The 13,587-nt window shown below is 63.3% G+C and carries 10 protein-coding genes; all 10 read left to right on the top strand.

The annotated features are described in order from the left end of the window. The 10 genes from E0E00_RS10765 to E0E00_RS10715 all read left to right on the top strand — a co-directional run bounded on the left by E0E00_RS10765 (position 1) and on the right by E0E00_RS10715 (position 13,522). Entirely contained in the window at positions 1-1,596 is a 1,596-nt protein-coding gene (locus E0E00_RS10765) for an acyl CoA:acetate/3-ketoacid CoA transferase (protein ID WP_130812494.1), read from the top strand. Positions 1,597-1,630: 34 nt separating this feature from the next. After that, positions 1,631-2,500 (top strand): 3-hydroxyacyl-CoA dehydrogenase family protein, encoded by an 870-nt coding sequence (locus E0E00_RS10760; protein WP_242622241.1) that lies wholly within the window; start codon positions 1,631-1,633, stop codon positions 2,498-2,500. A gap of 168 nt (positions 2,501-2,668) precedes the next feature. After that, a complete protein-coding gene (locus E0E00_RS10755) occupies positions 2,669-3,775 on the top strand; it encodes a thiolase family protein (protein ID WP_207302747.1) in 1,107 nt (368 codons plus the stop codon). A gap of 33 nt (positions 3,776-3,808) precedes the next feature. Beyond that, on the top strand, positions 3,809-4,999 hold the full coding sequence (locus E0E00_RS10750) for an iron-containing alcohol dehydrogenase (protein ID WP_130812493.1): 1,191 nt from the start codon (positions 3,809-3,811) through the stop codon (positions 4,997-4,999). A 149-nt stretch (positions 5,000-5,148) separates the two neighbouring features. Beyond that, positions 5,149-6,288: a glycerate kinase gene (locus E0E00_RS10745; RefSeq protein WP_130812492.1), complete on the top strand. Its 1,140-nt coding sequence runs from the start codon at positions 5,149-5,151 to the stop codon at positions 6,286-6,288. Between the two features lie 370 nt (positions 6,289-6,658). Next, on the top strand, positions 6,659-7,120 hold the full coding sequence (locus E0E00_RS10740) for a fructose PTS transporter subunit IIA (protein ID WP_130812491.1): 462 nt from the start codon (positions 6,659-6,661) through the stop codon (positions 7,118-7,120). 142 nt (positions 7,121-7,262) lie between these two features. Then, on the top strand, positions 7,263-7,844 hold the full coding sequence (locus E0E00_RS10735) for a DJ-1 family glyoxalase III (RefSeq protein WP_130812490.1): 582 nt from the start codon (positions 7,263-7,265) through the stop codon (positions 7,842-7,844). A 1-nt stretch (position 7,845) separates the two neighbouring features. Further along, entirely contained in the window at positions 7,846-9,192 is a 1,347-nt protein-coding gene (locus E0E00_RS10730) for a DNA repair protein (RefSeq protein ID WP_130812489.1), read from the top strand. Between the two features lie 272 nt (positions 9,193-9,464). Further along, a complete protein-coding gene (locus tag E0E00_RS10720; protein WP_130812487.1) occupies positions 9,465-10,166 on the top strand; it encodes an ABC transporter ATP-binding protein in 702 nt (233 codons plus the stop codon). A 2-nt stretch (positions 10,167-10,168) separates the two neighbouring features. Next, complete coding sequence (locus E0E00_RS10715) at positions 10,169-13,522, top strand: FtsX-like permease family protein (RefSeq protein WP_130812486.1); 3,354 nt, start codon at positions 10,169-10,171, stop codon at positions 13,520-13,522. The last annotated feature ends 65 nt before the right edge of the window (positions 13,523-13,587 follow it).

The following is a 13,587-nucleotide window of genomic DNA, read 5'->3' as shown; positions in this document are numbered from 1 at the left end:
ATGGCTAGCAGGGACCTTCAGGCAAACTTCGTGACCCCGGAGGAGGCGGCTGCGTCCATCGCTGACGGAACGGCCATCTGCACCATCGGCATGACGCTCGTCTCTGCCTCGGAGTCCAACCTCAAGGCAATAGAGAGGCGCTTCCTCGAGACGGGGCACCCATGCGGACTCACGCTCCTTCACTCGTGTGGCCAGTCAGACAGGGCGCGCGGCATACAGCACCTGGCTCACGAGGGGCTGGTGACGCGCATCATCGGCTCCCACTGGGGTCTCCAGCCCAAGTGGATGGACATGATCGCCAACAACAAGGTGATTGCGTACTGCCTTCCGCAGGGACAAATCGCTCAGCTCTACCGGGCTATGGCCTGCGGGCTGCCTGGGAAGATGAGCAAGGTCGGCCTCGGCACCTTCATCGACCCGCGCATCGAGGGCGGCAAGATGAACGAGCGCACCCAAGGCGAGCCGGACATCGTGGAGATCGTCACCTACCACGGCGAGGAATACATGATGTACAACGAGGTGCCCATCGACACCCTCCTCATCCGCGGCACCACCTGCGACGAGATGGGGAACATGACCACGACGGATGAGGCGATGAAGCTCGAGGTCTTCAACGCGGTCCTCGCCACCAAACGCTACGGCGGACAGGTCATAGCCCAGGTGCGAGACGTCGCGCAGACCGGCACGCTCAACCCCAAGGACGTGACGGTGCCGGGTGTGTTCATCGACAAGGTGGTCGTCTGCCCCAACCCCGAGGAGGACCACCGCATGACCTCCTCGATCTACTTCGACCCCTCATACGTCGGTAAGCTCAGGCGTCCCATGGCCGCCATCGACCCGGCCCCGTTCAACGTGCGCAAGTTCATCGCACGTCGTGGCTGCCAGGAGCTTTATCCCGGTTGTGTCGTCAACCTCGGCACGGGCATCCCCAATGACATGGTGGGACGTGTCTGCGCGGAGGAGGGCCTCTCCGATAAGGTCATGATCACGGTGGAGAGCGGCATCTACGGCGGCGTGCAGCTCGGCGGCATCGACTTTGGAATCGGCCAGAACCTCTACGCGATGGTGAGCCATCCCGAGCAGTTCGACTACTACGACGGGGCCGGCGTCGACGTCACGTACATGGGGCTCGGCGAGCTCGACGGTGAGGGAAACGTCAACTCCACCAAGATGGGCGAGAGGTGCACGGGCGCTGGTGGCTTCGTCGACATCACCCAGAACGCGAAGTGCGTCGTCTACCTAGGCACGTTCACGGCCAAGGGCGCCGAGTACAGCTTCGACGGCAACGAGCTGCACATCCTCAAGGAGGGCGCCGTGAGGAAGATGGTCAGCCACGTGCGCCAGATATCCTTCAGCGGCCCGCAGGCCCGCAAGAGCGGTCAGCGCGTCGTCGTGGTGACCGAGCGAGCCGTGTTCGAACTGGTGCCTGTAGGGGTCAAGCTCGTCGAGATCGCGCCGGGCGTCGACCTCAAGACGCAGGTGCTCGACATGATGGACTTCACGCCCATCGTCGCAGACGACCTCAAGACCATGAGCCCAAGCCTCTTTGCCCAGGACGGCCCCTGCGGGCTCCTGGAAGGCTTCGGCAAAAAGTAGATTTCCCGGACGCTTCGTCACCCAGCAGATACTCATGGAAAGGATCAAGAACATGGAAAAGGTCAAGGTTGCGGTCATCGGCTCGGGCCTCATGGGAGCAGGCATCGCCCAGGCGTGCGCCACCGCCGGCTTTCCGGTCGTGAACATCGACATCGCCCAGGAGCCACTGGACAAGGCAAAGGCGCTTGTCGGCAAGCTCGTGCAGAAGAAGGTGACGAAGGGCAAGATCACGCAGGAGGAGTGCGACGCCATCCTGGGCAACCTCACGTACTCCACCGACTACGGCGAGCTGGCAGGTGCCAAGTACGTGATCGAGGCCGTCCCCGAGCGCCTAGACTTCAAGCAGTCGACGTTCGAGAAGGTCGACGAGCTCGCCGACGCGGATGCGGTGCTTCTCACCAACACGTCCGGCATCGACATCGACCAGATCGCCTCGGCGACCAAGCGTCACGCGTCGGTCATGGGGATGCACTTCTTCTATCCCGCCCCCGTGATGAAGCTCGTCGAGCTCGTCCGCGGCGAGAAGACCTCTGATGAGGCCCATGAGAAGGCAAAGGAGCTTGCGGAGGCGATTGGGAAGACGACCGTCGACGCCCCCAACACCCCCGGCTTCATCGTCAACCGCATCATCAACCCCTACGAGAACATGGGCGCGTGGCTCGTCTCCGAGGGAGTCTCTCCCAAGGACGTCGACACTGCGATGAAGCTTGCATGCAACCACCCGATGGGCCCCTGCGAGCTCATGGACTTCTCGGGGATCGACGTGGTGTACGCCTCGCTCATGAACCTCTACGAGGGCTACGACCATGATGACCTGTATCGGCCCGCCCCCATATTCAAGGAGCTGCTCGACTCGGGCAAGCTTGGCCGCAAGACCGGCCACGGCTTCTACGACTACGAGTAGCGAGGAGCGGAAGCTGCCGCAATCAATCCAAGACCATCCGGACACTACGAAGGGAAAGTTCATGAGCAACAGGCAGTTTGAGAAGAGCCCCGATGACGTCGTAATCGTTGCCGGCGCGCGTACCGCAATCGGCAAGTTTGGCGGAAGCCTCAAGACCGTGTCCCCACGATTGACCTGGGAGCCATTGCCGTCAAGGAGGCGGTCAAGCGCTCGGGTGTCAATCCGAGCGAGGTGGGCGAGGTCATCATCGGAAACGTTGGCGGCTGGGGACCCAACGGCTTTCTGGCCCGTGTGATCTCCCTCAAGGCAGGGATGCCCAACGAGTGCACCGCATACTCGGTGAACCGTCAGTGCGGGTCGTCCGTCCAGGCAATCGCCGACGGCCTGCAGGAGATCCAGACGGGCTTTCGCGACGTCGTCGTCGCTGGCGGCGCCGAGTCCCTCTCGACGCTCCCTTACTACGTTCCGTCGGCGCGCTGGGGCGCCCGCATGGGCCACAAGCAGTTCGAGGACGGGGTCATCGACGCCCTCGTCTGGCCGCTCGACGGCAACCACAACGGCATCACTGCCGAGAACGTCGCCAAGAAGTTCGGCGTGAGCCGCGAGGAGCAGGACGCCTTTGCCGCCCGCTCGCAGCAGCGTGCCTGCGCGGCAGTCGCGTCCGGCGTGTTCAAGCCCGAGATCGTTCCCGTCGAGATCAAGGGGCGCCATGGGGCCGTGACGGTCTTCGACACCGACGAGGGTCCGCGCGAGGGCGCGACCGCCGAGAGCCTCGCGAAGCTCAAGCCCTGCTTCGTGACGGACGGTACGGGCACCGTGACCGCGGGCAACTCCTCGAGCCTGAACGATGCCGCCGCTGCCGTGGTGATGATGACGCGCTCCAAGGCGGAGGAGCTCGGGTGCACCCCCATGCTCGCCATCCGCGGATGGGCAGTTGCGGGCTACGATGCCACGCTCATGGGCTACAGCCCCTACTTCTCCACGGTTCAGCTGTGCAACCAACTTGGGCTCGACGTACAGGCAATCGACATGTTCGAGCTCAACGAGGCATTTGCCTCCCAGTCGGTTGCCGTGAGCCGTGACCTCGGCCTCGATCCCGAGAAGCTCAACATCTACGGTGGTGGCATCTCCCTTGGTCACCCCATTGGAGCCACCGGCGCCATTCTCGTTATCAAGTGCGCCTACGAGCTCGCCCGTACCGACAAGCGAGATGCGATGGTCTCCATGTGCATCGGCGGCGGTCAGGGCATCTCGATGTACTTCACGAAGGACTAGCCACAAATCGCGAGAAGCGAAAGGAGAACCGCTATGGTCAACTTCGAGTATCTCGTCCCCACGAAGATTCTCTTCGGCAAGGGGACCGAAAACGAGGCCGGCAGGCTCATCAAGGAGTTTGGGGGCCACAAGGCCCTTATCCACTGGGGTGGGGATTACGTGCGCACCACGGGGCTTCTCGATCGCGTGCACAAGGGTCTCGAGGCTGAGGGCATTGTGTACGTTGACCTCGACGGCGTTGTCCCCAACCCACGTCTCTCCCTTGTCAAGAAGGGTGTCGGGCTCTGCAAGAAGGAGGGCGTCGACTTTGTCCTGGCCATTGGCGGTGGCTCTGCCATCGATTCCTCGAAGGCAATAGCCTACGGCCTTGCCAATGACTTCGATCTCGAGGACCTCTTCCTCGGAAAGGTCTCGACTGACAAGATCGCAAAGATTGGCGCAATCTCCACCCTGGCGGGTACTGGCTCCGAGACCTCCAACTCGGCCGTGATCGACATCGATACGATGGGTCCCAAGATTCTCAAGCGCTCCTACAACCATGAATGCGCGCGCCCGCTCTTTGCCATCATGAACCCCGAGCTCACCTACTCGCTGCCTCCCTTCCAGACAGCCGCGCCAGGTGCCGATATCATGATGCACACCATGGAGCGCTACTTCACGACCGAGCGTGACGTTGAGCTTACTGACGGGATTGCCGAGGGGCTTCTCCGCACCGTCAAGACCATGGTTCCCGAGGCGCTCGCCCATCCAACGAGCTATACCGCTCGTGCAAACCTGCTTTTGGCAGGTGCCAAGTCTCATGATGGGCTCACTGGACTCGGCAGGGTGGGGGACTTCGCCTGCCATGCCATCGAGCATGAAATCGGTGCTATGTTCGACGTTGCTCATGGAGCTGGCCTCACGGCCATCTGGTCCAGTTGGGCTAAGTACGTCATTCACGTCGACCCCGAGCGCTTCGCGCAGTTCGCTGTCAATGTATGGGGCGTCCAGAATGACTTCCATGACCCCATGTCAACTGGCCTGCGGGGCATCGAGGCGTGGGATCAGTGGTGCCATTCCATCGGGATGCCCACGAGCCTCTACGAGCTGGGGGTTGATCCTACGGACGAGCAGATCAAGGAGATGGCCGAGGGTGCCGTGGAGGCACGTGGCGGCGATCACGCCGGCAACTTCATGCAACTCCATGTCGACGACATTGTGAACATCCTCAAGAACGCACGCTAAAAGGCGTGGGCTGCCCGGATTCCCGGGTGGCCCGCTTTCTTGTGGCAAGAATGGGAAGATGTACGAGAGAGCCTCTGGATGAGAGGTAACCTCGGGTTTCTTCCTAGGGGGTCACGTTGTTGTATTTGCGTGCAGAGAGGGGAGCGCACATGAAGTTCGTCTTCGCGTCCGACACGCTCAAGGGCACCATCAGCTCGACTCGTGCGGCCAGCATTCTCGAAGAAGAGGCGATGCGCGTGTTTCCCCGCGTCGAATGTGCTCGGCTGGCCGTTGCCGACGGGGGCGAGGGGACCGTCGATGCCGTGGTTGCCTCCCTCGGCGGAACACGTATCGAAGCCAGTGTGGCTGATCCTCTCGGCAGGCCGGTCGAGGCGTCCTACGGCATGTTGCCGGGGAACCGCGCCGTCATCGAGATGGCCGCCGCCTCTGGACTGCCCCTGCTCATGCATGCAGAGCGCAATCCGGCTCTCACCAGCACCTATGGCACGGGCCAGCTCGTTTTCCATGCGCTTCACAACGGTGCCACCGAGGTCACGCTTGCCATTGGCGGAAGCGCAACGAATGATGGTGGCATGGGGGCCATGCGTGCGCTGGGCGTCCGATTCCTGGATTCGACGGGAGGGGAACTCGAAGGGACGGGTGCGGACCTCGGGAGGGTTGGTCGCATTGACCTCTCTGGGCTCGATCCTCTCGCCACGCGCGCAAGCTTTCGCCTCTTGTGCGACGTCGACAACCCCCTCCTTGGACCTCGCGGCGCAACCCGCGTATTTGCCCCACAGAAGGGGGCCACGCCGCAGCAGGTCGAGGGGCTTGAGCGGGGCATGGAGTCGTATGCCCGCGTGCTCGAGCGCACCTTTGGGCGTGCCGCAGACCAGCCGGGAGACGGAGCCGCAGGCGGCCTTGGTGTGGCAGTTCGCCTCTTCTTGGGCGCCACGTCGGTTCGGGGGATTGACTGGGTTCTCGATGTCGTTGGGCTTGACCAGGCACTTCTCGGCGCAGATCTCTGCGTCACGGGAGAGGGGCACGCAGACGCGCAGTCGGCCCACGGCAAGGTGGTGTCGGGCGTGGCGTCACATTGCAAGCGGGCTGGCGTGCCCTGCGTTGCCGTTGTGGGCGGCATGGATTCCGGTGCCCTTGGCCTCGTTGACCTTGGGGTGGATGTGCTTGTGCCTACGGTCATCGACTGCGGTGACGTGGCAGAGGCGCTTGCTCATGCCGAGAGGAACTACCGCCTTGCCGCGGCAAGGGTCTTCTCGCTAATGGCCCTGGGGCAGCGCCTCTCGGATTGATTGTGGTGGCAGGCTACGAGTGCGGCAGGGACTGTCCGTCGTGCGTACGCACACGTGTGGGTTTCTGCCCAAAAGCGGGCCTCGGCGGCCTCCGCCGGCAAGGAGTTTCCCTTCTGCGTACGCACGACCAACGAGATTTGACAGTGCTTTCAAGTTTGCCCAGTTGTCAAGAGGGGTCGTGGTAGAAGTTTGCACGTATGCGTACGCACGAGCGACGCTTCTCGCCAGCCGGGTCTCGCCGCTATGTGCAATGAGACAAGGGGAGTGCCCTTGCCTCATTGCGGCGCGTCTCCCTGCTACTATTATGGAGCAAGGGATATTGTGCCCACGCGCAAGAGTCTATGTCTTCCTACGTCACAAAGGAGCACCAGTGAGCGATTTCGTAACTTCCAATGACGTTTTTGTTAACCAGCACGCCAAGAGTCGCGACGAGGTGCTGCGCTTCATCTCCCAGAAGGCAGTCGAGCTTGGCGTCGCCGATGATGCCGACGCCGTTTACAAGGCTTTCATCGCCCGTGAGGACATGGGCGAGACGGGCATGACCGACGGCTTTGCGGTGCCGCACGCCAAGGACGCCTCCATCAAGCAGGCTGCCGTTATCGTCTTCAAGAACGACCACGCCCTCGATTGGCCCTCCTTCGACGAGAAGCCCATCGACATCGCAATCTCGCTCCTGGTCCCTGCCGGCGAGGCGGGTACCACCCACATCAAGCTGCTCTCCAAGACTGCCGTGCTCCTCATGAAGGACGACTTCAAGAGCCTCGTCCGCAACTCCGATGATCCCCAGGTCATCGCCGATGCCATCAACAAGGGCATTGACGAACAGAGCTAGCTCCGCGAGCTTGGCCCAATGTGCCTGCAGCCACAGTGTTTTGGAGGGACGGTCGCATACGGTAGGCCGTCCCCGTTTCGTCCACGCGTTGAGATAAGGTTCGCATCGTGGCGGGGCGCCGCCCCCCCGGGAGGAGCATGCCATGTTCAGGCAGTCGACCGACAAGCGCGTTGCAGTGTTCATTGCAAACGGCCTCGAGGAGATCGAGGGTCTTACGGTGGTGGACCTGCTCTATCGAGCCGGCATTCCCGCAGACACCGTATCCATCACTCCCGAGCACACCGTGACCTCCTCACACCAGGTCACCATCACGTGCGATCGCTCGATTGCAGATGGGGACTTCTCCTTCGACGACTACGACATGCTCGTGCTTCCCGGTGGCATGCCGGGGACGCTCAACCTCAGGGCCTGCGAGCCTCTCATCGCTGCCGTCAAGGCCTTTGACCGGGCTGGCAAGGGCGTGGCTGCCATCTGCGCCGCCCCGTCCATCCTGGCGGAGCTGGGCATGCTCTCCAACCGTCCTGCCACCTCGAACCCCAGCTTCCAGCACGTGCTTGTCGAGAACGGCGCCATCCTCTCGGAGGAGCCCGCCGTTGTGGACGGCAACGTGATCACGAGCAAGGGCATGGGAACGGCCATCGCGTTTGGCCTGGAGATCGTCCGCTGGTTCCTAGGGGATGCCGCTGTCGAGGACCTAAGGCCTCGCATCGTGCTTGAGGACTAGCGTGGCAGATGCCCCTGTGGCGCGCACCTCTCAGCGCCAGTACCTCTGCATAGACCTCAAGAGCTTCTATGCCAGCGTCGAGTGCGTGGAGCGTGGGCTTGACCCGCTCGCCGCACGCCTCGTGGTGGCGGACCCAACGCGCACGGAGAAGACCATCTGCCTGGCGGTCTCGCCGGCCATGAAGGCGCTTGGGGTGCGCAACCGCTGTCGCGTCTTTGAGATTCCCCAGACCATCGACTACGTGATGGTTCCTCCCAGGATGGCGCTCTACATGGAGCGTTCGTGCGACATATATGCCGTCTACCTGCGGTGGATTGCCCCAGAAGACATCCACGTCTACTCGATAGACGAAGCCTTCATGGACGTTACGGGGTATCTCGACCTTTATGGCTGCTCGGCCCGTGAGCTTGGCGAGCGTATCCGCGAGGATGTGGTGAGAACCACGGGCATCCCTGCCACGTGCGGCCTTGGCACCAACCTCTACCTAGCAAAGACCGCGCTCGACATCACGGCCAAGCACAGTCCGGGCTTCTTTGGAGAGCTCGACGAGGAGACCTACCGGGCTACGCTTTGGGACCACCGCCCCATCACGGACTTCTGGCGCGTGGGGCCTGGCATTGCCGAGAGGCTCTCGGCCATGGGCATCCATACGATGGGACAGGTTGCCACCTACCCACAGGAGCCTCTCTACCAGGAGTTCGGCGTGGACGCAGAGATTCTCATCGATCACGCCTGGGGTGTTGAGCCTGTGACCATGGCAGACATCAAGGCCTACCGCTCGGGCTCGCATTCCGTCTCGACGGCTCAGGTCCTAGGGTGCAGCAGGGGCTTCGATGGCGCGCGCATCATCTGTCGTGCGATGGCCGATGCCCTCGCCCTTGACCTCGTTGAGCAGAGGCTCGTTGCCAGTGGCGTGAGCCTCTTTGCTGGATACGACCTCTCGCCCGAGGAGCGCGCGGGCATCAGCGACCGCTCGGACCCGCGTGCATGGTATCGTGCCGTGGCCTCTACGGGCGGCATTGAGCGATTCCTCGTGCCTACGAACTCCCGCGAGCAGGTTCTTGCGGCAACAACACGGCTCTTCGATGCCAACGTTGATGCCTCGCGCAAGGTCCATCGCCTGGGCCTTACCGCAGTGGCCGTGCTGCCGGAGGATGCATCGGGCGTACAGGGCAGCCTCTTCGCCACGCCCGAGGCAGATGCCCGTGAACGCCGCCGTCAGGAGGCCATCAGCGCCGTGAAGCGCAAGTTTGGCAAGAACTCTCTGCTCAAGGGCGTGGACCTTCTCCCCGAGGCCACCACGCGCGAGCGCAACCTCCAGATTGGAGGCCATCGCAGTGGAGAGTGACGGCCCTCGCACGCCGCCCACACCTGCAGGCGACGTGCCCACGGCGCGCCAGCCCATGCCCCTCTCAGAGCGCGCAAAGATCTTTATGCCGTTCGACCCGCTTAAGGGGTACCGTGCCATGCTCGTCGAACGAGAGCGCCAGCAGGAGGAGGGGCACGTCCATGGGCCTTTACCGTGGCCTCACCCAGCTCCCCCTGCAATACACCGCGGGCCCGGGCATAATGGAGAGGTAGGCGCAAACGGGAGCTCGCCCGGAAGATTGGGCACATGACATGGCATTTGTTGAGTTCAGAGACGTCGGCAAGGTCTACCGCATGGGCTCGGTCGAGGTCCATGCGGTAGACGGCATGACCTTCGACATCGAGGAGGGTGAGCTCTGCGTTATCGTGGGACCCTCCGGCGCTGGCAAGACCACTGTGCTCAACATGCTTGGCGGCATGGACTCGTGCACGTCGGGTACCATCATGCTGGCTGGCCACGAGGTCTCGGGCCTCTCGGAGCGCGAGCTCACGCTTTACCGTCGCCATGACATAGGCTTTGTGTTCCAGTTCTACAACCTGGTCCAGAACCTCACCGCTATCGAGAACGTCGAGCTGGCAAGCCAGATTTGCGATGACCCACTGCCCGCAGCCGAGGTCTTGGACGAGGTGGGGCTCTCCTCGCGCAAGGCCAACTTCCCCGCACAGCTCTCCGGTGGCGAGCAGCAGCGCGTGGCCATTGCACGTGCGCTTGCCAAGAACCCCAAGCTCCTGCTCTGCGACGAGCCGACGGGCGCCCTTGACTACGTGACGGGCAAGCAGGTCCTCGGCCTTCTCCAGAAGACGTGCAACGAGCATGGCCGCACCGTGGCCATCGTGACTCACAACACGGCGTTCACCCAGATTGCCGACCGCGTGATTCGCGTGCGCGAGGGCCGCGCCGAGAGCGTTGAGAAAAACGCACGTCCGCTTGCCGCCACAGAAGTCGAGTGGTAGCAATGGCCGCTCGCTCCGCCTTCTCGAAGGGGGTCTGGCGCTCCATCAAGGGGTCGCTCGGTCGCTTCCTGGCCATCACCGGCATCGTAGCTTTGGGCTGCGGTTTTCTCGCCGGCCTTCAGATGAGCGGGCGAGACATGCGCACGGCGGCAGACCGTTGGTTTGATGGCTGCAACCTCTATGACCTGCGACTTGTTTCCACAAAGGGCTTTGGCGAGAATGATGTTGAGCGCGTGGGTGCCCAGGGGGGCGTCACGGCCGTCATGCCTTCCGCGACAGCGGACGTGATGGCTCGCCTTGGTGACGAGCAGATGGCCGTGCGCGTGTCATCGCTTGACGTGGATGCGGCGCGCGCGGCAACGGTGGCCTCCTCCGAGGAGTTTGACTCCGCGGATAAGGACTACGAAAACCGCGTGCGGCTGCTGTCGGGTCGCTGGCCGGAGTCGTCAGACGAGTGTGTGCTCGACGGGGATGCCGTGACGCCCGGCCTAGGGATAGGCGGCACCGTCGAGGTCCTCTACGGTACGAGTGACGTGGGTGACGCGCTCGGCGTTCGCACGTTCACGGTCGTGGGGCTCGTCAGTTCTCCCAGCTATCCCTACACAGGCACCTTTGGCACAACGAGTCTGGGCGATGGCTCCATGAGGCAGGTGGCCTACGCGTTGCCTTCCGCGTTCGCGGACGACTACCCGTGGACGGAGCTCTACATCACCGTTGACGGCGCAGCAGAGAAGACGGATGGCACGACGGAATACGACGACGCCGTTGCCCCGGTGAAAGACGCGCTCTCTGCAAGCCTGGACGAGCTTGCCGAGGCGCGCCTTGATGACCTCCGCGCGGACGCGCAGGCCAAGGTGGACAATGCCCAGGCAACGCTCGACGAGAAGCGCGCTGATGCAGACTCTGGGCTTGCTGACGCAAGGGCGCAGCTCGATGATGCTGCGGCTCAGATCGCGGAGGCCGAGGACGACGTCTCGTCCGGCAAGTCACAGCTTCAGGCGGGCAGGGAAGAGCTTGCGCAGAGCCGCGCGAGCGCCGAGTCAGAGCTGGCATCTGCCCAGGAGCGGCTTGACTCAAAGCAGCAAGACCTTGATGCGCAGTCTGCTCAGATTGACGAGTCTGTGGCCTCGACGCTCGAGGGCCTGGGTGCCACGTCGCTTGACGAGGCTGCCTCTACGCTGGCCTCGCAGCTCGAGCAGACAAGTGCCGCGGCCGATGCGCTTGCACAGCAGGTGGCCGCCCTCGAGGCAGCGGGGGATGCGGTGGACCCGGCGCAACTTGCTGCAGCACGCGAGCAGCTTGCCCAGGCACAGACCGCGTTGGCGCAGCTGCAGGCCGCCGCGGACGGCGTTGCCCAGCTCCAGGCTGCGGAGCAGCAGCTTGCGGACGGCCAGGCGCAGCTCGATGACGCCAAGGACGAGCTTTCGCAGAGCCGCGCGAGCGCCGAGTCAGAGCTGGCATCTGCCCAGGCCACACTCGACGAGAGTGCGGCCCAACTCGCAGATGCCGAGGCCCAGCTTGCGGATGCGAAGGAAAGCTACGAGGACGGTCTTGCCCAGTACCAGGAGCAGGAGGCACAGGCCAACTCCGAGCTGGCAGACGCCCAGGCACAGATTGACGACGCACAGGCGCAGGTAGACGCCCTCGAGAAGCCCGACGTGTATCTCCTCGACCGCACGCAGGACGAGGGCGTGGAGACCTACATGCAAGACACGCGGCGCATGGACGGCATCGCCAACGTGTTCCCTGTCTTCTTCTTCCTCGTGGCAGCGCTCGTGGCGCTCACCACCATGACGCGCATGGTGGACGATGACCGCGTGCTCATCGGCACGCTCAAGGCCCTTGGCTACTCCAAGGCGCGCATCGCCTCTCGCTACCTCACGTATGCGGCCATCGCAAGCGTGAGTGGTGCGGTTCTCGGCATAGCCGTGCTCTCGCAGGCGCTGCCACGTATCATCATGTCCTCCTACAGCGTAATCTACGCGGTCCCCGCCATGCCCTTCCCACTGCCCATTGAGCCTGCGGTCGCGCTCGTTGCCGGCGGCGCGGGCGTGGGTGTCACGCTCGTTGCCACGTGGGGTGCCGTTGCGTCAAGCCTTCGAGAGACGCCGGCAAGCCTCATGCTGCCGCTTGCGCCCAGACCGGGCAAGCGCATCCTCCTGGAGCATATTGGCCCTGTTTGGCGGCGGCTCTCGTTCTCGTGGAAGGTCACGTGCAGGAACCTCTTCCGCTACAAGCGGCGCCTCGCCATGACGGTCGCGGGCGTTGCCGGCTGCACGGCGCTGCTTCTTGTGGGGTTTGGCCTGCACGATGCCATCTGGGACATCATCGACTGCCAGTACGGGCCAATCGTCCACTACGACGCTGCGGTGGGCCTCAAGGACGGCTCGACGGAAGGTGACGTCAAGGCGGCTGAGGATGCGCTTGAGGCCACCGGCGAGGTGTGGCGCATCGAACGAGTGCAGCAGGTGACCATGCGTGCGGGCTCCCGGAACACGTCGGACACGCTCCACGTGAGTACCGTGGTACCACAGGACTCCTCGTCGTTTGACGGTGCCGTAACGCTGCGCGACAGGGTCACGCACCAGCAGGTTGCCTTTGGCGACAATGCCGTGGTTATCACCGAGAAGCTCTCAGTGCGCCTGAAGATCGGCGTGGGTGACGAGGTGGTGCTCTTTGACGTTGACGATGTGGGCAACTCGACAGGGGAGGGGCATGCCCTCACGGTGACCGGCGTCTGCGAGAACTACGTAGGCAATAGTGTCTACGTGGGGCGCAACGCCTGGGCCCAGGTGGACGATGCCACGCCGGCCTTCTCCACGCTTCTCGCCCAGACCTCACTTGACGAGGAGGGCCGCTTGCAGGTCTCCGAGGCCCTCCACGACGGGGGCGCGGTCTCGACGGTGTCCTTCTCGACAGCGACCATCGAGCAGTACCGCTCCATGCTCTCGGTCGTTGATGCCGTTGTGGTGGTGCTCGTGGTGTCTGCCGCCGCACTTGCCTTCATCGTGCTGTACAACCTCACGAACATCAACGTCTCCGAGCGCATGCGTGAGATCGCAAGCCTCAAGGTGCTCGGCTTTACTCGCCGAGAAATACACGCCTACATCTTACGCGAGATAGTGATCACCGCACTCCTTGGCGATGCGGTGGGGCTTGCCTTGGGCACATGGCTCGAGAGCTTCGTGGTCACGACGGCCGAGGTGGACTATGTGATGTTTGGCCGCACCATCCATGCGGCAAGCTACGGTGCGGCGTTTGCGCTCACGATGGCATTCGCACTTCTGGTGATGCTTGCCATGCGTCGGCGCCTCGATACCGTTGACATGGTCGAGAGCCTGAAGAGCGTTGACTAGGAATGCGGGATGGGTCCTGCGGCATGACGCGGCCACCCGTGATGTGAAGGAGTCGGGGCGCATGC

Source organism: Olsenella sp. Marseille-P4559, assembly GCF_900605015.1.
Taxonomy (GTDB): Bacteria; Actinomycetota; Coriobacteriia; order Coriobacteriales; family Atopobiaceae; genus Tractidigestivibacter.
The sequence above is the reverse complement of the archived record's forward strand: the minus strand, read 5'-3'. Positions and strand labels throughout refer to the sequence as shown.